At 64.9% G+C, this 20852-nt stretch carries 18 protein-coding genes and 1 tRNA gene; 5 read left to right on the forward strand and 14 right to left on the reverse strand.

Translation table 11 applies throughout. The annotated features are described in order from the left end of the window. Nucleotides 1-9 precede the first annotated feature (9 nt). A complete protein-coding gene (locus tag AC2FL1_RS12395; protein WP_496877140.1) occupies nucleotides 10-690 on the reverse strand; it encodes a TIGR04283 family arsenosugar biosynthesis glycosyltransferase in 681 nt (226 codons plus the stop codon). A gap of 80 nt (nucleotides 691-770) precedes the next feature. Between AC2FL1_RS12395 and ygfZ the strand changes: the two genes are divergently transcribed. Both ygfZ and AC2FL1_RS12405 read left to right on the forward strand, forming a co-directional pair. After that, the gene (gene ygfZ / locus AC2FL1_RS12400) at nucleotides 771-1505 is read left to right on the forward strand and encodes a CAF17-like 4Fe-4S cluster assembly/insertion protein YgfZ (RefSeq protein ID WP_496877141.1); all 735 of its coding nucleotides are present in this window, start codon (nucleotides 771-773) and stop codon (nucleotides 1503-1505) included. A 55-nt stretch (nucleotides 1506-1560) separates the two neighbouring features. After that, nucleotides 1561-2466, forward strand: coding sequence for an ABC transporter transmembrane domain-containing protein (locus tag AC2FL1_RS12405; RefSeq protein WP_496877142.1), 906 nt, complete (start codon nucleotides 1561-1563; stop codon nucleotides 2464-2466). Between the two features lie 60 nt (nucleotides 2467-2526). Here AC2FL1_RS12405 and efp read toward each other — a convergent pair whose 3' ends face one another. After that, the gene (gene efp / locus AC2FL1_RS12410) at nucleotides 2527-3090 is read right to left on the reverse strand and encodes an elongation factor P (protein WP_234137738.1); all 564 of its coding nucleotides are present in this window, start codon (nucleotides 3088-3090) and stop codon (nucleotides 2527-2529) included. Nucleotides 3091-3310: 220 nt separating this feature from the next. Between efp and AC2FL1_RS12415 the strand changes: the two genes are divergently transcribed. Together AC2FL1_RS12415 and AC2FL1_RS12420 are read left to right on the forward strand one after the other, a co-directional pair. Further along, complete coding sequence (locus tag AC2FL1_RS12415) at nucleotides 3311-3628, forward strand: DUF6280 family protein (RefSeq protein WP_044028028.1); 318 nt, start codon at nucleotides 3311-3313, stop codon at nucleotides 3626-3628. 178 nt (nucleotides 3629-3806) lie between these two features. Next, nucleotides 3807-5264 carry a cobyric acid synthase gene (locus AC2FL1_RS12420; RefSeq protein WP_496877143.1) on the forward strand — a complete coding sequence of 486 codons (1458 nt, stop codon included), beginning with the start codon at nucleotides 3807-3809 and terminating at the stop codon, nucleotides 5262-5264. Here AC2FL1_RS12420 and AC2FL1_RS12425 read toward each other — a convergent pair whose 3' ends face one another. The 3 genes from AC2FL1_RS12425 to AC2FL1_RS12435 all read right to left on the reverse strand — a co-directional run bounded on the left by AC2FL1_RS12425 (nucleotide 5265) and on the right by AC2FL1_RS12435 (nucleotide 8414). Further along, entirely contained in the window at nucleotides 5265-6170 is a 906-nt protein-coding gene (locus AC2FL1_RS12425; protein WP_496877144.1) for a hypothetical protein, read from the reverse strand. Between the two features lie 75 nt (nucleotides 6171-6245). Then, the gene (locus AC2FL1_RS12430) at nucleotides 6246-7664 is read right to left on the reverse strand and encodes a TolC family outer membrane protein (RefSeq protein WP_496877145.1); all 1419 of its coding nucleotides are present in this window, start codon (nucleotides 7662-7664) and stop codon (nucleotides 6246-6248) included. A 96-nt stretch (nucleotides 7665-7760) separates the two neighbouring features. Next, complete coding sequence (locus AC2FL1_RS12435) at nucleotides 7761-8414, reverse strand: protein-L-isoaspartate O-methyltransferase family protein (RefSeq protein ID WP_496825042.1); 654 nt, start codon at nucleotides 8412-8414, stop codon at nucleotides 7761-7763. A 311-nt stretch (nucleotides 8415-8725) separates the two neighbouring features. On the opposite strand from AC2FL1_RS12435, the gene AC2FL1_RS12440 reads away from it, so the two are divergent. Continuing rightward, nucleotides 8726-8799: transfer RNA gene (locus tag AC2FL1_RS12440), tRNA-Cys, on the forward strand. 72 nt (nucleotides 8800-8871) lie between these two features. Here AC2FL1_RS12440 and AC2FL1_RS12445 read toward each other — a convergent pair. From AC2FL1_RS12445 to murB, 9 genes are all read right to left on the reverse strand, one after another. Next, nucleotides 8872-10557 carry a chloride channel protein gene (locus AC2FL1_RS12445; RefSeq protein ID WP_496824769.1) on the reverse strand — a complete coding sequence of 562 codons (1686 nt, stop codon included), beginning with the start codon at nucleotides 10555-10557 and terminating at the stop codon, nucleotides 8872-8874. Between the two features lie 100 nt (nucleotides 10558-10657). Then, entirely contained in the window at nucleotides 10658-12307 is a 1650-nt protein-coding gene (gene recN, locus AC2FL1_RS12450) for a DNA repair protein RecN (protein ID WP_496877146.1), read from the reverse strand. Nucleotides 12308-12346: 39 nt separating this feature from the next. Further along, the gene (locus tag AC2FL1_RS12455) at nucleotides 12347-13201 is read right to left on the reverse strand and encodes an outer membrane protein assembly factor BamD (RefSeq protein ID WP_496824772.1); all 855 of its coding nucleotides are present in this window, start codon (nucleotides 13199-13201) and stop codon (nucleotides 12347-12349) included. Between the two features lie 149 nt (nucleotides 13202-13350). Then, a complete protein-coding gene (lpxC, locus tag AC2FL1_RS12460) occupies nucleotides 13351-14271 on the reverse strand; it encodes a UDP-3-O-acyl-N-acetylglucosamine deacetylase (protein ID WP_496824774.1) in 921 nt (306 codons plus the stop codon). Nucleotides 14272-14483: 212 nt separating this feature from the next. Next, nucleotides 14484-16112: a cell division protein FtsZ gene (ftsZ, locus tag AC2FL1_RS12465; protein WP_496824776.1), complete on the reverse strand. Its 1629-nt coding sequence runs from the start codon at nucleotides 16110-16112 to the stop codon at nucleotides 14484-14486. Nucleotides 16113-16505: 393 nt separating this feature from the next. Next, a complete protein-coding gene (gene ftsA, locus AC2FL1_RS12470) occupies nucleotides 16506-17840 on the reverse strand; it encodes a cell division protein FtsA (protein ID WP_234143372.1) in 1335 nt (444 codons plus the stop codon). An 8-nt stretch (nucleotides 17841-17848) separates the two neighbouring features. After that, nucleotides 17849-18856 carry a cell division protein FtsQ/DivIB gene (locus AC2FL1_RS12475; RefSeq protein ID WP_496877147.1) on the reverse strand — a complete coding sequence of 336 codons (1008 nt, stop codon included), beginning with the start codon at nucleotides 18854-18856 and terminating at the stop codon, nucleotides 17849-17851. Continuing rightward, a complete protein-coding gene (locus AC2FL1_RS12480) occupies nucleotides 18844-19764 on the reverse strand; it encodes a D-alanine--D-alanine ligase (RefSeq protein ID WP_496824780.1) in 921 nt (306 codons plus the stop codon). Before AC2FL1_RS12480 ends, AC2FL1_RS12475 begins: the two co-directional genes overlap by 13 nt. 108 nt (nucleotides 19765-19872) lie before the next feature. Beyond that, the gene (gene murB / locus AC2FL1_RS12485) at nucleotides 19873-20790 is read right to left on the reverse strand and encodes a UDP-N-acetylmuramate dehydrogenase (protein ID WP_496877148.1); all 918 of its coding nucleotides are present in this window, start codon (nucleotides 20788-20790) and stop codon (nucleotides 19873-19875) included. Between the last annotated feature and the right edge of the window lie 62 nt (nucleotides 20791-20852).

The raw sequence follows: 20852 nt of genomic DNA on the forward strand, positions 1-20852 counted from the left end.
GGGCAAGCCCTATCTCCGATAGGCCCGGGCCAGCACCTCGGGATCGGTGCCGGCAAAATAGCGCATCAGCGTCCAGAGGTTGCGCGCTCCCCGGCGCAGCCAGCCGCCCCGCAGATAGCGTTCGGCCCCGGTCAGCGCCCGATGCGGCAACAGTGCGGGCGCGCGGGCCAGCGCGCGCACCAGATGCACATCCTCCATCAGCGGCTGGTCGGGATAACCGCCCGCCGCCCGGTAATCGCGTCGCCGTATCAGCAGACCCTGATCGCCATAGGGCAGACCAAACAGCCGCGTGCGCAGATTGGCCCAGCCCGCCACCCAGGTCGCCCCCGGCCCGCTGGCGCGAAAGGCAAGCCGGAAACAGGCCGGAGCATCGCTGGCCGCGATGTGACCCGCCACCACCTCGGCCCAGCCGGGATCGGGCAGCGTGTCGGCATGCAGCACCAACAGCCAGTCGCCCCGCGCCGCGTCACAGCCGCGCCGCAACTGCCCCCCGCGCGAAGGTGGGCCGGTCAGCACCTCCGCCCCCGCCGCCTCGGCAATCGCGCGGGTCGCGTCCTGCGAGCCGCCATCGCTGACGATCACCTCGCGGATCAGGCCGCTTGGCAGCCCCTCGATCAGCGCTTCCAGCAGGCGCGGCAGGCCGCTTTCGGCCTCTAGGGTCGGGATCACGATGCTGAGCGGTGCGGGCACGGGTGGTCTCCTACGGCCTCTGGTCAGGCGGTGCGCTTCTCCTATATCACGGGGTCGAACATGATGACGAGGAGCCCCAGATGCCCAGCCGCCGCATCCTGCGCCTGACCGGTGCCGACACCGACAGTTTCCTTCAGGGGCTGGTCAGCAATGACATCCGCAAGCTGGATCAGGGGCTGGTCTATGCCGCGCTGCTGACGCCGCAGGGCAAGTATCTGGCCGATTTCTTTCTGTGCCGCGATGGCGATGGCGTCCTGCTCGACATCGCCGAGAGCCTGGCCGACGCAACCCTCAAGCGCCTGAGCATGTACAAGCTGCGCGCCGCGGTCGAGATCGGCGACAGCGGGCTGAACCTGCAACGCGGCACCGGTCCCGCCCCGGCGGGTGCCCTGCCCGACCCGCGCCATCCGGCGCTGGGCTGGCGCGCCTATACAGCAGCGCCCGAGAGCGATGACGGCAGTGACTGGGACGCGATCCGGGTCGCCCATTGCATCCCAGAGACCGGAATCGAGCTGACCCCCGACAGCTATCTGCTGGAATCCGGGTTCGAGGCGCTGAACGGTGTCGATTTCCGCAAGGGCTGCTATATCGGACAGGAAGTGACCGCGCGGATGAAACACAAGACCGAGCTGCGCAAGGGTCTCGCCCGTGTCGCGATCGAGGGCGACGCCGAGCCGGGCACCGAAATCACCGCCGATGGTAAGCCGGTCGGCACGCTGCATACCCGCGCTGGTGATCACGCCATCGCCTACTTACGCTTTGACCGGGCAAGCGGCGAAATGCAGGCGGGAGAGGCACGCTTGCGCATGCTCTGATTGATCTTGTCCCGGCGGCAAGGCAGTCTTGCCGCAAAATCATGAGGAACGGGACATGCTGCAACTCTATGCCGCGATCTGGCGGGTCAGCGGGCGTCGGCAGGTGATGCTGATCGTGCTGTCGCTGGCGATTGCCACTCTGGCGGCGGTGCCGCTGGAGTTTCAGCGCAACATCGTCAACCTGCTGACCGACGAGGCGATCGACGCTGGAAACCTGTTCCTGCTGGGCGCCGGTATGGGCGTCGCCATCCTGGCCAGCCTGGTGCTGAAATTTCTGACCGGTTTCCTGTCCGGAACCCTGGGTGAGCATGTCATCCGCCTGATCCGCATGCGTCTGGTCACCCGCGCCGCCGAAGGGGGGCACAAACTGCATCAGGGCACGTTGACCACCGCTGTCAGCGCCGAGGCCGAGGAACTGGGCAAATTCGCAGGCGGCGCCTTTGCCGATCCGGTGGTGCAGATTGGAACTCTGGTCAGCGTGATCGGCTATATCTCGTCAACCCAACCGGGCCTGGGCCTGATCGCCCTGTTGATGATCCTGCCACAGATCGCCATCGTGCTGCTGTCTCAACGCCAGGTGAACCGTTATGTGGCGCGGCGGGTGAAGCTTTTACGCGCCGCCGGCAACCGGCTGAGCGAGGAGGACATCGCTGCGGCGGTCACAGAGGTCGAGCAGACCTTTGACGAGATCTATGCCACTCGCCGCAATATGTTTCTGTGGAAACTCTCGACCAAATTCGTGATCAGCGCCATCAACGGCGCCGGTACGGTGGCGGTGCTGATGCTGGGCGGCTGGCTGGTGCTGCATGGACGCACGGATGTGGGTACCGTGGTCGCGGCGGTCAGCGGGCTGAGCCGCATTCAAGCGCCCACCGCCTTTCTGATCGCCTTTTACCGGCAGGTCAGCGCCAACCGGATCAAGTTCGAACTGCTGCGCGAGTTGTTCGCGGAGCGCGCATGAGCCCCAAAAAGCAGCGGGCCGCCCTCTTGGGACGGCCCGCATCGTGCAAACGACGTGACGTCACGCGCGTTCGGAATATTCCATCGTTTCGGTGTTCACCACGATCATTTCATCCTGCCCGATGAAGGGCGGCACCATCACCTTGACCCCGTTGTCCAGCAGCGCCGGCTTGAACGAGTTGGCAGCGGTCTGACCCTTTACCACCGGCTCGGTCTCGACGATCTTGCAGGTGACCTTTTGCGGCAGCGTGGCGTTCAGCGCCTCGCTCTCGTAGAACTCGACCAGGATGGTCATGCCGTCCTGAAGGAAGGGGCGACGTTCGCCCAGCAGGTCAGCGGGCAGTTCGATCTGCTCGTAAGTCTCTGCATCCATAAAGACCAGCATCCCATCGGATTCATAGAGAAATTGCTGATCCTTCTGCTCCAGCCGCACGCGCTCGACCTTGTCGGCGCTGCGAAAGCGTTCGTTCAGTTTCGAACCGTTGCGCAGGTTGCGCAGCTCGACCTGAGCAAAGGCGCCGCCCTTGCCGGGCTTGACGTGATCGACTTTCACAGCCGCCCAAAGCCCACCATTATGCTCCAGCACATTGCCGGGGCGAATTTCATTTCCGTTGATCTTGGGCATGACATAATTCCTTCACACGACGGTTGATGCACCCATTTGCGCCCCTATATCTGGCGGGACGGCCCCAGGCAAGACAACGAAACCTAGTGCTGCATCCGCAGCGAGCCATGCAAAATTTGCAGCACACCCATGCAAATTAAAGGTACCCGAATCGTGCCCGATCCGTCATAAGGAACGCCACGCCGAAAATTGCAAGAGCAAGAACAACAAGGAAGACGAGATGAAAGATTTCGTTGACGGCACCGCCTTTAACAACGAGCAAGGCAACCGTGCACGTAAACTCTTCGCGGCCGTTGTGTTGGCCGCACTCGACGATGCCATCGCCGACGACAAGAAATATGGCAACGGTCCCGAGCAGATCGCCCGTTGGGCCCGGTCGCGCGATGGGCGCGAAGTGCTGAGCTGCGCCGGCATCGACCCGAACGAGCGGGTTGTGCGCGGCCTGATGGAATTCGTGGGGCGCGGTGTGCGCACCTCGGTCGCGCTGTCGCGCGAGGAAAGCGAGCGTCGCAACGCCGCCCAGGCCGAAGCCGCCTGAGACCGGCCTTGCCACATGCAAAGACGCGCCCCGCTGCCGGGCGCGTTTTTTGTTGCCCGACCCCGGGCACGTCTGTTGATGTTTTCATGCGCGCCGCAGACCGGCCACGACCTGCCGCGCGGGGGCTATCATGCTGGCCCGGAATCGGGCCATCTGAGCCAAACGGAAAGGGCCGCGCATGGTTCGGGCGATCATGATCCAGGGCACCGGCAGCAATGTCGGCAAGTCGATGCTGGTGGCAGGTCTGGCGCGCGCGTTCACGCGGCGCGGGCTGCGGGTGGCACCGTTCAAGCCACAGAACATGTCCAACAACGCCGCCGCCACTGAAAACGGTGGCGAGATCGGGCGCGCGCAGGCGCTTCAGGCCCGCGCCGCACGGCGGGCGCCCCATACCGACATGAACCCGATCCTGCTGAAACCCGAAACCGATACCGGCGCCCAGATCGTGGTCCAGGGCAAGCGCGCGGGCACCATGCGCGCGGGCGATTACCGCAAGAACAAGGCGCATCTGCTGGAAAAGGCACTGGAAAGTTTTGACCGGCTTTGCGGCGATGCCGATCTGGTGCTGGTCGAGGGCGCCGGCAGCCCGGCAGAAACCAACCTGCGCGCGGGCGACATCGCCAATATGGGCTTTGCCTGTGCGGCGGGGGTGCCCGTGGTGCTGGTGGGCGACATCCATCGCGGCGGCGTGATCGCCCAGATCGTCGGCACCCAGGCGGTGCTGGAACCGGGCGACCTGGCCCAGATTCGCGGCTTTGCGGTGAATCGCTTCAAGGGCGATATCACGCTGTTTGACGAGGGCCGCGACGACATCGCCCGGCGCACCGGCTGGCCCTGTCTGGGCGTGGTGCCCTGGTTCAACGATGCTTGGCGCCTGCCCGCCGAGGACATGATGGACATTCGCTCGGCCCCCGGCGGCGCCTGCAAGGTGGTGGTGCCACAGCTGGAGCGGATGGCGAATTTCGACGACCTCGACCCGCTGGCAGCCGAACCGGGAGTCAGTGTCGAGATCATACCGGCGGGCCGCCCCCTGCCTGGTGATGCCGATCTGGTCCTGCTGCCCGGCAGCAAGTCCACCGTGGGCGATCTGGCCTATTTCCGCGCCCAAGGCTGGGATATCGACCTCTACGCCCATGTGAGGCGTGGCGGCCATGTTCTGGGCCTGTGCGGCGGCTATCAAATGCTGGGGCAGAGCATCGACGACCCCGACGGGATCGAGGGCCATTCGGGCCGGACCGAGGGGCTGGGCCTGCTCGACGTGCATACGGTGATGACCGGCGACAAGCAGGTCACGCTGCGCCATGCCACCGCCCTGCCCGGCCGCGAACCGGTCACCGGCTATGAGATCCATATCGGTCGCACCGATGGTGCGGATTGCGCCCGTGCCTGGCTTGAGATCGACGGCAGGCCCGAAGGGGCCGCCTCGCCCGACGGGCGCATTCGCGGCAGCTATCTGCACGGGCTGTTCGCCTCGGATGCGTTCCGCGCCCGCTATCTGGGCGAGTTGGGGCATGAGGCGCTTGTGGGGTATGAGGACGGGGTCGAACAGGTGTTGGACGCTCTGGCCGACCATGTCGAGGCCCATCTGGACCTTGACCTGCTCTTGTCCCTGGCCGAACCGCCGCGGCGGCGCTGATCAGTCCAGTTCCTGCGCGGTCAGCGCCCGGTGGATCTCTCGGCGGACCAGTTTGCGCACGTTGCGGGTGATCCGCTCGCCCAAGGCACCCTGCAACTCCTCGCGCACGATATCGGCGACCAACTCGCGCAGGCTTTCCTCGTCCAAGAAGGCCTCGTCGGACGACAGGACCGAGGGATCGTCGGACAAGACCTCTTCGTCCGGCTCCGGGTTGATGCGGGATGCCGAGGCATCGCCTTGGGCCTGCGGTTCGTGATCCTGCCACGCCATTGCCGCGCCGCTGGTGCCTGAATAGGCGTCCGCGCTAAGCCCATCGGGCTCCCAATCCTCATCGACCTGGCTGATCATGGTTTCCAGCACCTCGATTCGCGCGGTCAGGCTGTCTTCGGTCGGGCCGTCCGCATCCGGGTCAGCCCACGGATCGCTTACTGCCTCCTCGTCCTCGACCGCCTCCTCGTCCTTGAACGCCTCGGGCATCATCTCGTCGGCCTCAGCGTCCCACTCGGTCAAATGATGGTTCTCTCCCCCGTCGAGCTCGTCGACCAGATCTTCGGGCGTAAGCACGATCGGCTCTGGCGCCGGTTCCTGTTCGCTCGCCTCCTCCGTTTCCGCTGCGACAGGACGTCCACCGGCCGCCGCCGCGGCAGAAAACAGGGTGGCGTCAGGATCGGTCCAGGGAGCGCGCCCCTCCGGCTCGGACACCGGGTCAGGCTCGGGTGCCGTTTCGCTTGTGTCCGGTTCAGTCGCTTCGGCGACCCGCAAAGCCGGCGTCAACACCAGCTTTCCCGGTTTCGGAGCGACCGCCGCGACCTTGGATCGCGCACCTGCACGCCCCTCTTCGCTTACCAATCGCCGGATCGAAGACAGAACATCTTCGATCTCTACATGCTTCGCAGGATCAGACATCTGGTTTTACCACTCTTGGCCTCGAGCAAGAGTGTAGCGAAATTCCGCCAGTCCGACAACAGACGGTACGAATTGTCACTTCTTCCCCAGTGCTTGCAGAACACGGTCCAGATCGCGGCTGCGTTTCGAGATCGCGGCCGGCGCATCCTTCACCATGTTGTAATAAAGCGTCGGGTCATAAATCTGCACTGCCAACCCGAGCCGTTCGGCGGTCAGAAGCCCCTGCGAGGCCAGCAGCTGATAGGCCGCCAACGAGCGTTCGGTGCGGGCCGAGATACGGGCCAGCTGCGCATCCAGGAGGTCCTGTTCGGCAGTCAGAACGTCGAGCGTTGTTCGGGCGCCCAGCGTGGCCTCTTCGCGAATACCATCAAACGCCACCTGGGCCGCGCGGACCCGCTCGTCCGAGGCGGTGAGACTGGCGTTGGCGGTCTGGAACCGCACATAAGCGTTGCTCACGTCCTGGATAACGTCGCGCTGCACGTTCAGCAGGTTGGCCCGCGACGCGTCGCGCTGCGCCATGACCCGGCGAAGGACCGAGGTCAGGCGACCACCGGCATAGATTGGCTGCGAATAAATCACGCTCGCGCTGGCAGAATCGTTGAATGCGGTGCCGCCGAAATCATCGGTAAAGCCCAGTTCCGCCTGAAACCGCACATTGGGACCCAGATTGGCACGCTGCTGTTCGACAGTGAGGTCGAGTGCGCGCACCTGATGCTGCGCCGAGATGAGCGAAGGATGATTGCGCAATGCCAGCGCGGCGGCGTCGTCCTCGCTGCGCGGCAGGCCCGGCATTGCAGGCTGGCCGGAGGTGCGACCCGGATGGCGCCCGACGGCATTTATGTACTCGGCATGGGCCGTGGTAAGCGCGCCATTGGCATCGGCCAGATTGGCACGGGCGTTCGCCAAGCGGGATTCAGAAAGGGCCACGTCGGTACGGGTGACCTCACCCACCTCGAACCGGTCCTGCGACGCGCGCAGTTCCTCGCCCAGCAGCCGCACGTTGTTCTGGCGGATGCCGACCGTCTCTTCTTGCAGCAGCACGCTGAGATAGGCGGTGACCGCGCGAAACAGAACCTGCTGCTCGACCTGGATCAACGCCTGCCGCGTGGCCAGCACGGTTTCCTGCGCCGCCTGCTTGCCCAACCGCGCCGCGCCCCCGTCATAGATCAGCTGCGTCAGGTCGAGGCCGGCAAAGAATGTGTCGGGTGTGGACGTGGTCGAAACAAGCGCATTACCGCTGCGCGAGTAGCTGGACTGTAGACGCACGGTCCAGTTCACGATCGGGCGCAGGGCGGAAAGCGCGATGGCCACATCCTCGTCCGCGGCCCTCAGCAGGGCCCGATTCTGCTCCAGCAAACCGCTTGTATTATAGGCCCCGATCAGCGCATCAGCGAGATTGTCCGCAGCCGCCGGTCTGGGTGCGATGGCAAGGACCGCGACCCCAGCCGCCAGCACCGCCACTTTCGACAGTCGTCCCGTAAGCGTCCGCAACATGTTCTCCTGCCTCCAAATGCTCAAATCAGTCTTTGCCCCTTGCAGAAGACGCGCATCCCCGATGAAACGCAAGCGCTCACCTCGGGCTGCCCCTGTTCAGAGGCTGAATGCGCGCTCCCGTGCGAACCCCGGCAGAACAGGCGCGGTGGCGTTGAATACCTGCCGCCATGACAGGCCCGACGCGGATTTGCGGCCGACCCGGACCGTGCCCAAAGCACCATCCATGAACACCGCGACAATTCGCCCGCCCTCTTTCAACTGGTCGGTCAGCGCATCCGGCACCTGCTCGACACCGCCCTGGATCAGGATCACGTCATAGGGACCATGTTCAGCGGCTCCCGCTGCCAGCGCCCCATGGTGAAGGACCGCATTATCCGCACCATGATCCATCAGCAGGGTCTGCGCCTCTTCGGCAAGGTCCGGGTCCTCTTCGACCGCGACGACCAACTCACCCATCCGCGCCGCAACAGCAGCCGAATAGCCCAGGCCCGATCCTATATCGAGTACCATCTCATCCCCGTCAATTGCCGCAGCATCGAGCATTTTGGCAAGCGTCCGAGGCTCAAGCATGGCACGCCCCTCGCCCAGGTCGATCATCGCGTCGGCATAGGCCACATCGCGCTGCACATCCGGAACGAAAAGCTCGCGCGGGACGGTCAGCATGGCCTCGATGATCGGAAACTTGGTGACGTCCGATGGGCGGACCTGGGTGTCCACCATCATACGGCGGCGGGTGGCGAAATCGGTCATAGTCTGGCTCACTTGTAGATCGCTTACCGGCTTTTGCCATAATGGCACGGCCCCGGCAACGTCCCATCGCGGCAAAACCCCGCCCCGACGCCCAATTGCATGACGAGAATTGACGCCGAGCCCGCAGCTGCGACCCGGACGCGCCCCAATCCCCTAAGCCCACCGATGCTGCCGCGCGCCGGAATCTGCGCAGGCAACAGGGAAGCGCAGGAAAGTAAGGCGATCGGCAAAATCAGTGTGGCGACAGTCTTGCGCTTCACGCGCGCCAGTGCTAGATCGCCGCTACACCGCAAGGGCTTATGCCCTGCCGAGGCGAGTTGGCGGAGTGGTGACGCAGCGGATTGCAAATCCGTGTACACCGGTTCGATTCCGGTACTCGCCTCCATTTCTCCGAAAGCCGTTCCCCGAGAAGCGCTGACACTATCCTCAACGAGGTTCTCGGCGAGTGCCCCGCTTGTCAGGAATGCTCCTCGGCGGCGGTGGCGGCGAGCGCGCGATTATAGGCCTTGAGCGCGTCTATGTGATAGAGTGCACCGACCGGGGTTTCGGCACCGTCCTCTTCGCGGACCACAACCGGGATACAGGCATGTTCGTCGCGGTCGAACCAGGGCATTGCCGCTTCGAGCGTGGCGCTTGCGGGCACACATACGCCCTCGGCAATCAGCGCCTCGCAGCCCGCGCGGTCCAGGCAGCGCGGGTCACCCAAGGGCCGCATCACCGCGCCTGCGCGCAGCATCGCCAGCAGATAGGCCTGGGGCCCCGCCGCCAGATGCACGTCGCGCCGCTCCAGCTGGGTCAGAAAGAAGGACCGGTCCACCAGTCGCGACGCCAGCGCCGTCGACATGCTGACCGAGGCCATCACCGCCAGGCCGATCTGCCAGTCGCCGGTCAGTTCGAACACGATCATCGTGGTCGAGATCGGCGCCCCCAGAACCGCCGCCGCCACCGCCCCCATGCCGGCAAAGGCATAGAGCACATGGGTGCCCGACACATCCGGCAGCATCCGCGTGGCGATCAGGCCAAAGGCCAACCCGGTCAACGCCCCGATCATCAGCGAGGGCGAGAACACGCCGCCCCCCATGCGCCCCCCCATGGTGAGCGCCAGTGCAACCGTCTTGATCACCGCGAACAGGATTGCGGTGCCAAGCGCCAGTTCGCCGCTCAACGCCAGCAGCGTCGTCTCGTAGCCCACTCCGATGATATGCGGAAACCAGATCGCCAGCAGCCCCAGCAACGCGCCCGATACCGCCGGGCGCAACCAACGCGGCATGTGCAGGCGGTTCTGCACATGGGTGCCCAGGTCCTCGGCCAGAAAGACGGACCGCATCATCAATAGCGACACCAGCCCACAAACCAGCCCAAGCAACAGAAATGCCGGCAGTTCGACATAGAATTGCAGCGCTCCGGGCGTATTGAGGATGAATTCTGTCACATCGCCCCGGTCCAAGCGGTTAATCACCGTCCCGGCAATCGAGGCGATGACGATCGGGGCAAAGGCATGGACCGCGAAATGCCGCAACACCACCTCAAGCGCAAAAAGCGCACCGGCGATGGGGGCATTGAAACTGGCCGAAACCGCAGCCGCCACGGCACAGCCAAGCAGGTCGCGCCCAGTGATGCCGTCGGCGTTGATGCGCTGGCAGACCCAGGTCGAAATCACCCCGGCAAGATGCACCACCGGCCCCTCTCGTCCGCTTGAGCCGCCGGAGCTGAGCGTGACCAGAGAGGCCAGCATCGAGCCGATCCCGGCCCGCATCTCGACCCGGCCATCGGTCAGCGCTGCCCCCTCGATCACGTCGGCGACCGAGCGGACGCGGCCATCAGGCGTAGTCTTGTGCAGGATCAGACCAACGACAAGCCCGCCGATAATGGGGATCACCAACAACCAGTACCAGGGCAGGTTCGCGGCATGGCTGTGCAGGAAACGCACATCTTCATTTCCATAAAGAACCGATTGCAGGGCGTTGATTCCCTTACGAAAAGCAACCGCCGCAATCCCCGCCGCGATGCCGATCGCAAGGGCGATGAACCAGAACTGCACCTGACTGGGACCGCGATGGCGCAGCACATGCCAGGCATCGACAATCTCGGCCTTGGCCTGAAGAAACTGCTGCACCAGAACAGTGCGGGTGGATTGGGTCATCAGGCACTCGCGAAGGTCTTTTAACCTTACTAGGACACCGGGGACCGTCAGGAAAGGCAAAACCCGTTGAGTCTCACAGGCTTGTGCGCCGGTGTTGCCGTCAGGCGTCGAGCAGGGCGCGGGCGGCGGCGCGGGCGGCCTCGGTCACGGTATCGCCCGACAGCATGCGGGCGATCTCGTCCTCGCGCTCGGGGTCCGAAAGCGCCACCACCGTGGACAGCGTCGCACCGGCCTCAACCCGCTTCTGCACCCTCCAGTGATGAGCGCCGCGCGCGGCCACCTGCGGCGAGTGGGTCACCACCAGCACCTGCCCCGCGCCTGCCAGCGCTTCGAGCCGTCGGCCCACCGCATCGGCGGTGGCGCCGCCGACGCCGCGGTCGATCTCGTCAAAGATCATCGTCTTGCCGCCATCATCGCCGCGCAGACAGACCTTGAGCGCCAGCAGAAAGCGGCTGAGTTCACCGCCCGAGGCGATGCGGTTCAGCGGCCCGGCGGGCGCGCCGGGATTGGTGGCCACCTCGAATGCGACCACGTCACGCCCCTCGGGGCCGGTCTCGCCCTCGGTGATCCGGGTCTGAAACACTGCACGCTCCATCTTGAGCGGGGCCAGTTCGCGCATCACCGCCGCGTCCAGTTCCCCGGCCGAGGCCTGGCGGGCCTGTGACAGAGCCGCCGCCGCCGCCTCATAGGCGGCCTCGGCCTTGGCCAGCGCCGCGCGTTGCGCCGCCAGATCGGCATCGCCCGCATCCAGTGCTGCCAGCTTGCCGCGCAGGGTGTCTGCAAACGGGCCCAACTCGTCCGGGGCAACGCCATGTTTGCGCGCCAGCGCCCGGATCGCGAACAGACGTTCCTCCAGTTCTTCCAGCTCCGCCGGATTGAACTGGAGCGCATCCAGACAGTCTTCGACCCCCGACTGCGCCTCTCCCAGCTCGATCAGCGCCCGGCCCAGCGCCGCAACGGCGGCCTCCAGCCGGCCCTCGGCCCTATCGGCGACCCCGTCGAGCCAGCGGATCGCGTCGCTCATGGCGCCCTCGGCCCCATCGCTGCCGATCAGGGCAAAGGCACGGGCGACATCGTCGCGGATGCGTTCGGCCCCCTGCATCAGGCGTCGGCGGGCGTCCAACTCGGCCTCTTCTCCCGGCTGTGGGTCGAGCGTGTCTAGCTCTCCGACCGCGTGGCGCAGATATTCCTCTTCGGCGCGTACCGCCTCCAGCGCCGCCTCGGTGGCGGCAACCGTCTTGCGGGCTTTGACCTGGGCGGTCCAAGCCGCGCGAACCGCCTCAAGCTCGGCCGTCAGACCGGCATAGGTATCCAGCATCGCCCGGTGGCCGCGCGGGTTCAGCAGGCCTCGGTCGTCATGCTGGCCATGCAGCTCGATCAGCGTCTCGGAAAGCGCCCGCAGCACCTCGCCCGAACAGCGGCGGTCATTGACCCATGCGGTCTTGCGTCCGTCGGCGGTGTTGACCCGGCGCAGCAGCAGCGTTTCGGCACCGGGCAGACCGGCCTCGGCCAGTACCGCATGCGCTGCATGACCGGGAGCCAGATCGAACTCGGCCGTCACCTCGCCCTGTTCTGCGCCCTGACGCACCAGCTCGGCCCGGCCCCGCCAGCCAAGGACAAAACCCAGACTGTCGAGCAGGATTGACTTGCCCGCCCCGGTTTCACCCGTCAGCACGTTGAGACCAGGCCGGAAGTCCAACTCCAGTCGGTCGATGATCAGCATGTCCCGGATTTCAAGCGCCCGCAGCATCGTAAGCCCCGCAGGACGGGCCGATGGCCCGTCGCCCTGTTACAACCACTGCCCCTTGATCGACTGCCGGTACACCTGGCTCAGCCAGTTGTTGCCGACATCGCGCATCTTCAGCCCGCGCGCGGTCAAGAGCTTGTAGCTCGCCTCGTACCATTCCGAGGACTGGTAGTTGTGGCCCAGGATCGCGCCCGCCGTCTGCGCCTCTTCAACCAGGCCCAGTGACAAATAGGCCTCGACCAGACGGTGAAGCGCCTCGGCGGTGTGGGTCGTGGTCTGGAAGTCCTCGACCACAACGCGGAACCTGTTGATCGCGGCCGAATAATGTTGGCGGCGCAGGTAATAGCGGCCGATCTCCATCTCCTTGGCGGCAAGATGATCAAAAGCCAGATCGAATTTCAGGATCGCCGAAGTGGCATATTCGCTGTCGGGATAGACCTCGATCACCGTGCGCAGCGCCTGGAGCGCCTGAAAGGTCAGGCCCTGATCGCGTCCGACCTCGTCGATCTGGTCGTAATAGCTGAGCGCCAGCAGATACTGGGCATAGGCCGCGTCCTCATCCGCCGGGTAAAAGTCGATATAGCGCTGCGCGGCGGCGCGGCTTTCGGGATAATCCTTGCCGGAATGATAGGCAAAGGCCTGCATGATCAGCGCGCGCTTGGCCCAGTTCGAATAGGGATAAAGCCGCTCGACCTCGGAGAAGTAATAGGCCGCGTCATCCGTCCGCTTGACCGACAGTTCATATTCTCCGCGCTCGAATATCTGCTCCGGCGTATAGCCGTCCAGATTCTGGCTGCGATCAGCCGCGGTGCGAAAACCACCGCCGTCGCAGGCTGCCAGGAGCGTCGCCAAAAGAAGTGCGCCAACCAGTCTGGTACCTGCCCTGCTGCCAATCATACCGCTAGTCCTTGTCGTCTTGCGTGCGAGGTGTATCCCCCGATTGCGCCTTGGTCTAGCACATTAAATTCCTCTGCAAAACGCCTTAAAAGCGTCGCCCGGCACAGGGCCGGGCGACGAAAGGCAAAGCAAGGGTTCATCTGACCGTTTCAGGCAACCTGAGGGATTTCCGCCCAGATCAGCCCCTGGCCGGGCAGACGCGCGGCCTGTTCCGGGGTGCACAACACGGGGCGCACTGCACCCGGCGTTTCAAACAGCGCGCGCAGCAGCGCATTGGTCAGGGCATGGCCGGCCTTTTCGCCGACATAGCAGCCGAGAATCGGGCCACCCGCCATGTAGAGATCGCCCAGCGCATCCAGCATCTTGTGGCGCACCGCCTCGTCGGCGTGGCGCAGACCGCCCGGCGTCAGGATCTCGTCGCCATCAACGACCACGGCATTTTCCAGCGTGCCCCCCAGGGCCAGCCCGTTGGCGCGCATCGCCTCGACATCGCCGCGCCGACAAAAGGTGCGGCTGTCGCTCAACTCGCGTGCAAAGCTGCCGTTGCGCATGTCCATGCGACGGGTCTGGCGCCCGATCGCGCTGTCTTCGAAATCAATGGTGAACTCGATCTCCAGCCCGTCCGACGGCATCAGGGTGGCGCGCGCGCCGTCCTTTTCCACCGTGATGGGCTTGAGCACTTCATAGGCCAGCACAGGCGAGGCCTGCTGGCGTACACCGCGCGCCATGATGCCGCGCACAAACTCGACCGAGGAGCCGTCCATGATCGGCACTTCGGGCCCGTCCAGTTCGATCAGCGCGTTATGCACGCCACAACCGGCCAGCGCCGCCATGATGTGTTCGACCGTCGACACCGACACACCGGCGGCGTTCACCAGACGGGTGCACAGCGGGGTGCGGTCGACCAGATCATAGATCGCGGGGATCATTGCATCGCCGATCTCGATATCCGTCCGTTTGAACCAGATGCCGTATCCGGCTGCGGCTGGGCGAAGGGTCATGCGGACGGGTTTACCCCCATGCAGACCAATGCCCTGGAAGGTGACCGAGGATTTCAGCGTATGTTGCAAGATAGGCCTCTGACGGTTGCCTACAGCCTCTGCGAGCTGTGTTGACAATCAGGTAAGTGAGGGGGGCTGCTGGCTCAACTCAATCTTTGCAACGGTTTGAAACATCCGCGAAACAGATCGGCAATTCCCTGCCGCTTTAGACCTATGTCATTGATTTAAAAAGAAAAAAGGTCGCCATCCGGCGACCCTTTGTAACCATTTTGTGACCGCTATCAGTTGGCTTGACGGCGCAGGAAGGCGGGAATTTCGATCCGCTCCTGATCGGGGTCGGCCTCGGCCTGCGCGGGTGCCGTAGCGTCATTCGGGCGCATCACGGGCTGCTTGCGGGCCACGGCAGGACCACGATCCGCCGGGGTGTCCGGAGCATGTCCAGTCATCCGGTCGATCAGACGATTAAAGCCGAAACGCGGCTTGTCTCCGGCTGGCTGCTGGGGCGCGCGATGGCCCTGCTGCGGCGCCGAGGGCACCTTTTGCGCGGCGGCCTGAAGGCGACGCATCGCTTCGGGCGACGGCGTGCCGGGGGCCGGGGCGCGCGGCGCGACAAAGGTTTCGACCGGCGCTTCTTCCTCTTCGACATAGGCGCGCGGTTCAAAGGCGGGAACCTGCGGCTGATAGGCCGGCGGCGGCAGGCCGTCATCGTCCAGCAGTTCGGGCTCGTCGCCCGTATCCAGAATGTCCTCGCCCAGATCATGCGCGGCCACCTGCTCGACATCCATGCCCTCGAACAGGCTGGGTTCCTCGGCAGCTTCGGCGACGGTCTCGCGTGCCGCGGGCTGCTCCAGCGTCAGCGGCGCCGGCTTCTCTTCGGCGGCCACCTTCTGCTTGAGCGGCGCATTCATCGGACGGCGCGGCACGGGCATGTCGTGTTGCACGTCCACCGCATCGATGCCGGTCGCCACGACCGAAACCCGCATTGCGCCGTCCATCGAGGTATCCAGCGTCGAACCGACGATGATATTCGCATCGGGGTCGACTTTCTCGCGAATAATATTGGCCGCCTCGTCCAGTTCGAACAGGGTCAGATCATGGCCACCGGTGATGTTGATCAGCACACCTTTGGCGCCGTTCAGGCTGATCTCGTCCAGCAGCGGGTTGGCAATCGCCTTTTCGGCGGCCTGCACGGCGCGATCCTCGCCTGCGGCCTCGCCGGTACCCATCATCGCCTTGCCCATCTCGTCCATCACCGCGCGCACGTCGGCGAAGTCGAGGTTGATCAGGCCCGGACGCACCATCAGATCGGTGACACCCTTGACGCCCTGATACAGTACGTCGTCGGCCATCGAGAAGGCTTCGGTGAAAGTGGTCTTTTCGTTGGCCAGGCGGAACAGGTTCTGGTTCGGGATGATGATCAGCGTATCGACCACCTTTTGCAGCGCGTCGACGCCATCCTCGGCCTGACGCATGCGCTTGGCGCCCTCGAACTGGAACGGCTTGGTCACCACGCCCACGGTCAGCACACCCAGCTCACGCGCGGCCTGCGCGATGATCGGCGCCGCGCCGGTGCCGGTACCGCCACCCATGCCGGCGGTGATGAAGCACATATGCGCCCCGGCCAGATGGTCGACGATCTGCTCGATGCTTTCTTCGGCGGCGGCGGCCCCAACGGTGGCGCGCGCGCCTGCGCCCAACCCTTCGGTCACCTTGACGCCCAGCTGGATGCGTGAGGGCGCATGGCTCTGCTGCAGCGCCTGTGCATCCGTATTGGCGACGACGAAATCGACGCCTTCCAGCTGTTTTTCAATCATGTTGTTGACGGCATTGCCGCCAGCGCCCCCGACCCCGAAAACGGTGATCCGCGGCTTCAACTCGTCCTGTCCGGGCATCGAAAGGTTCAGTGTCATGCTCTGTCCGCCTGTTTTACCCCCGCCTTGCGCGGGGTTTTTCTTACCTATCTACAGATAATCCTACTGATATTGCGGCGGCTCGTCACGCCCAAATCGCAAAAAAGCCACAAAATATGGAAAGATTCTGCACCCGAACGCGGTATTTCGCCGATCAATGCAGATATAGCGGTTCGACATCCACCGGACACAACGAACCATTGGCCCGCACGCGTGGCGCCACGGGACAAGCATCAGACTCTGGCGGGACCTGCTCGTCCCTCTGCGGTACCGCTTTGCGGGTACCTTGCCTCTTTTCTAACATGGCGAACGGTCGATGTCATCCGCATCCTGAAGGAGAGCGCGGATTTCTTCGGCATGGATCAAGGGCTTGTCCAGCCGGCAAGACCGCTCTTACCAGTTGTCGCGGAACCATTTGACCGCCCGGCGCAGCGACCGGGCCGGATAGCGGTCGACAGGGACCTCGAAATCCCACCATTCGTCCTGCGGATGCGCGGCAAACAGGCTGAGGCCCACCGCCGAGGAGAACCCCGGCCCGGTGGCCGATTGCGGCAGGCCATGCACCCGCAAGGGACGGCCCAGGCGCACGCGCTGTCCCAGAATGCGGCTGGCCAGCCCATCAAGCCCCATGATCTGGCTGCCGCCGCCGGTCAGCACGATCTGCTGGCTTGGCAGATGTTCGAACCCGGCCGCATCCAGCCGCGCCCGCACCTCCTCGAGGATTTCTTCGACCCGCGGCCGCATGATGCCGATCAGCTCGGCCCGGCTGACGGTGCGGCGGTCATGCTCCCAGTCGCCGGTATCGCCACCGATGTCGATCATCTCGCGGTCATCGGCCCCGGTGGCATGCACGCCGCCGGAAAAGGTCTTGATCCGCTCGGCGTTGGCGGTAGGCACGCCTAGCCCCATCGAGATATCGCCGGTCACGTGATCGCCGCCCATGCGCACGCAATCGGCATAGATCATGTGTTTCTTGAGAAAGATCGAAATGCTCGTGGTGCCGCCGCCCATGTCGATACAGGCGGCCCCCAGTTCCTGCTCGTCCTCGACCAGCGCCGAAACACCTGAAACATAGGCCGAGTTGGCCACACCAGCCAGTTCCAGGTCACATCGCTTGATGCAATGGGCCAGGTTGCGGATCGCTGTGGCGTCTACCGTCAGCATATGCATGTCCACCGCCAGGCTCTGACCCAGTTGCCCGCGCGGGTCGATCAGGCCCGAGCGGTTGTCGAGCGCGAAATTCACCGGCTGGGCATGCAGTACCTCGCGCCCGGCGCCGTATTCGGGCACCTCGCAGGCATTCAGCACCCGACCGATCTCAGCCTCGGTCACCACTTGGGTTTCCAGTTCCACCTTGGCATCCAGCCCATAGGAGCGCGGGTTCGCCCCCGAGAAACAGGCGATCACGTGATCGACCCGGATATCGGCCATCTTCTGCGCCGCCTGCAATGCGGTGCGGATCGCGCGCTCGGTCTCCTGCATGGCGGTGATCTCGCCGAACTGCACCCCGCGCGAACGGGTGGTGGCTGCACCAATAACCCGAAAGCCGGTTTGGCCCGCCATCGAGCCGATGGCACTGTCATCAGACAGGCGGCTGCTGCCGTCAAAGCGCAGGATCAGGCAGGAAATCTTGGAACTGCCCACATCCAGAATGGCCACCACGCCCCGCTGTATCGCCTGTTGGCGCATCTGACGCATTGCCCGCTGCGACTGATAGAGATCCGTCATCATCTGTCTTACTGCCCGTTTCCGCCCGTATTCCTGACCCGCAGCCACTCGGCCGAGGCCGCCTCTGTCATGCGGATCGTGGGGCGCGTGCCCAGCCGCATGTCCACGACCGCGATATCGCGATCCAGCAATTCCTGCACTTCGTTCACCGCCAGCACCCGTTCCAGCGCCTGCACCGGGCGCTTGGCGGGCAACTGAATCGCCTGCCCGCGGTCCAGCACCAGATCCCAGCGCCGTTCGCCCACCCAGACCAGGCCGCGCAACCGGTCGCCCAGCGGTTGGGCGGTCTGGATCAGGCGCAGCGCTTCGGCGACATTGGCATCGGCCCCCTCGCCCGCGATCAGCGGCAGGTCGGGGCGAGCCCTCCGTTCGGGCAGGTCATCCACATGGGCGCCGGTCTCGTCAAGCATCTCGACACCGGCACGGGTGCGCCAGACAACCGCTGGCTGCCGCTCGACCACGTCGACCTGCAACACGCCGCCGGGACGGATGCGCACCGTGGCGCTCTTGACCGGGTCCAGCCCCGCGATCACCTCACGGATTTGCTCGACATCCAGTTCGAACGAACTGATCGGAAAATCGATCGGCACCACCTCGCGAATATCTGCCGCCAGATGGGTTCCGGCACCGTCGATGGCCATCAGGTTGACCATGAATTCGGGACGCTCCTGGATCGAGGCGCGAATATCGGCGACAAAGGCATTGAGCGCGTCGCGCCGCTGTTCGCTGGCCAGAAACGCACTGCCCAGCGCAAAGATGAGGCAGAAAGGCACCCCGATCCGCAGGCCAAGGCGGATGCCCGGCGTCAGCATCCAGCGCTGTACCCGATAGCTCAGCCGTGACGGGGCCGGGTCCGAGCGTTTCGGCGTCGGCTTGAGCCGCGCCAAGCCGTCCAGCCGCATCGCCCCTGCCAGCGGTGCCGCATCGCCCGCGCCGCTGTCAAAGTCGGCGTCCTGCCCGGCGGGCAGTTGCGGGCGAAACCGGACCGGCAGCAGGGTGCGGCTCAGCGATCGCACGAAGCATCCTCCACCATCCAGGCGCAGAGCTGGCCAAAACTCATGCCGGCGGCAATCGCCTGCTCGGGCGCCAGCGAGGTGGGCGTCATACCCGGTTGGGTGTTGGTCTCCAGCAGGAACAGCCCATTGGCGCCGCGGCTTTCGTCCCAGCGAAAATCGGTGCGGCTGAGGCCACGGCAGCCCAGCGCCTTGTGCGCGCGCAGGGCATAATCCAGGCACAGGTCGAAGATTTCACGCGGCAGGTCAGCGGGGATCACATGACGCGATCCGCCGGGGCTGTATTTGGCGTGGTAGTCATACCAGCCATCGGTCAGGATATCGGTGACGCTCAGCGCCCGGTCGCCCAGAACCGTTGTCGACAGCTCGCGGCCCGGTACATATTCCTCGACCATCAGCGTCGCGGGCAGGTCAGGCGCCAGCACGGGCGGGCCATTGGCTGCCTCGGTCACGATATAGACCCCGACCGAGCTGCCTTCGTTATAGGGTTTGACCACATAGGGCGGTTGCATCAGATGGGCCGCCTCGATGGCGCCGCGCTCGGCCAGAAGGCTGGCGGCGACCGGCAGTCCGGCGGCGCGATAGGCTTCCTTGCTGCGCTCCTTGTCCATCGCCAGGGCCGAGGCCAGAACGCCCGAGCTGGTATAGGGGATGCGCAGCCATTCCAGCAGGCCCTGAACGCAGCCATCTTCGCCCCAGCGACCATGCAATGCGTTAAATACGACATCGGGCGCGATCGCGCGCAACCGGTCGCAGAGGTCGGGGCCGGCATCCAGCTCCACCACCTCGAAACCTTCTCCCCGCAGGGCGGCGGCGCATTCACGCCCCGATACAAGCGACACCTCGCGCTCGGCCGAGGGTCCGCCCATCAATACCGCCACCTTGGGGTTTGTCCTGCTCGACATACCCAATTCAGTGCCTCTATGTCATCCGGGCCTTATTTGGCGACCCGCTTTTGCCCCGGACTCCGCCCCCTGTTTTGGCCTGAAAGGGTTCGCGGTTTCGGGATGTTAGCCGTCTTACGGATCTCCGACCCGCATGATTTCCCACTCTAGCGTTATGCCGCTGGTGTCGTAAACCTTTTTTCGCACCTCTTCGCCCAGACCTTCGAGATCCGCCGCCGTGGCGCCACCGGTGTTGATCAGGAAATTCGAGTGCATCTCGCTCATCTGCGCGCCGCCGCGCCGGGCGCCGCGCATACCGGCCTCGTCGATCACCTTCCACGCCTTCAGCTCATGGGTATCATCCGCCCTCCCGGTCGAGGAAAACCCGGCCGGGTTGCGAAAGGTCGAGCCGGCGCTGCGTTCCTTGGTGGGCTGGGTCTGGTCGCGCTTGTCCAGCTGCGCCTGCATCCGGGCATGCAGCGCCTCGGGGTCGCCCGGAGTGCCCTGCAGACTGGCCGAGACCAGCACCGCGCCCTCGGGCAGGTCGCTCTGCCGGTAGCGAAAGTTCAGATCAGAAGCGCCCAGCGTCACCAGTTCACCCGAGCGCAGCACCACCTGGGCCGAGCGGAACACGTCCGCCGTATAGCTGCCATAACAGCCCGCGTTCATCCGCACCGCCCCGCCAATGGAACCGGGAATGGTGCGCAAAAAGGTCAGATCAACACCCGCATCCGCCGCTCGCCGGGCCACATGCGCATCCAGCGCGGCGGCACCAGCGGTGACCGTGCCGCCCGTCACATCGATAGCGTTAAAGCCACGCCCGAGCCGGATCACCACCGCGCGCAGACCGCCATCGCGCACGATCAGGTTCGACCCGACCCCCATGGGGAACACTGCCACTTCGGCAGGAAGCATGCGCAGGAAAGCTTGCAGATCGGCGATATCGGCGGGCTGGAACAGCCAGTCCGCCGGCCCACCCACCCTGAGCCAGGTCAGCTCGGACAGGTCCCGGTTCGGCGTCAGCTTGCCGCGAATTGCGCTTGTGTCGATCATGTCAGCTCGTCTTTTTGTCACGTCGGCGGGATGTAACCCGGAAGCACCGGTCGGGACAACGC

It is taken from the genome of Ruegeria sp. YKSF070 (assembly GCF_059612725.1).

Excerpts from the sequence above, each read along its gene's own strand:
- ftsA (WP_234143372.1), bottom strand. The coding sequence starts at position 17,840 with ATGACGGATCTCTATCAGTCGCAGCGGGCAATGCGTCAGATGCGCCAA.
- AC2FL1_RS12430 (WP_496877145.1), bottom strand. The coding sequence starts at position 7,664 with ATGTTGCGGACGCTTACGGGACGACTGTCGAAAGTGGCGGTGCTGGCG.
- ftsZ (WP_496824776.1), bottom strand. The coding sequence starts at position 16,112 with ATGACACTGAACCTTTCGATGCCCGGACAGGACGAGTTGAAGCCGCGG.
- AC2FL1_RS12405 (WP_496877142.1), top strand. The coding sequence starts at position 1,561 with ATGCTGCAACTCTATGCCGCGATCTGGCGGGTCAGCGGGCGTCGGCAG.
- murB (WP_496877148.1), bottom strand. The coding sequence starts at position 20,790 with ATGATCGACACAAGCGCAATTCGCGGCAAGCTGACGCCGAACCGGGAC.
- AC2FL1_RS12425 (WP_496877144.1), bottom strand. The coding sequence starts at position 6,170 with ATGTCTGATCCTGCGAAGCATGTAGAGATCGAAGATGTTCTGTCTTCG.
- AC2FL1_RS12420 (WP_496877143.1), top strand. The coding sequence starts at position 3,807 with ATGGTTCGGGCGATCATGATCCAGGGCACCGGCAGCAATGTCGGCAAG.
- AC2FL1_RS12415 (WP_044028028.1), top strand. The coding sequence starts at position 3,311 with ATGAAAGATTTCGTTGACGGCACCGCCTTTAACAACGAGCAAGGCAAC.
- AC2FL1_RS12455 (WP_496824772.1), bottom strand. The coding sequence starts at position 13,201 with ATGATTGGCAGCAGGGCAGGTACCAGACTGGTTGGCGCACTTCTTTTG.
- AC2FL1_RS12435 (WP_496825042.1), bottom strand. The coding sequence starts at position 8,414 with ATGACCGATTTCGCCACCCGCCGCCGTATGATGGTGGACACCCAGGTC.
- efp (WP_234137738.1), bottom strand. The coding sequence starts at position 3,090 with ATGCCCAAGATCAACGGAAATGAAATTCGCCCCGGCAATGTGCTGGAG.
- ygfZ (WP_496877141.1), top strand. The coding sequence starts at position 771 with ATGCCCAGCCGCCGCATCCTGCGCCTGACCGGTGCCGACACCGACAGT.
- recN (WP_496877146.1), bottom strand. The coding sequence starts at position 12,307 with ATGCTGCGGGCGCTTGAAATCCGGGACATGCTGATCATCGACCGACTG.
- AC2FL1_RS12445 (WP_496824769.1), bottom strand. The coding sequence starts at position 10,557 with ATGACCCAATCCACCCGCACTGTTCTGGTGCAGCAGTTTCTTCAGGCC.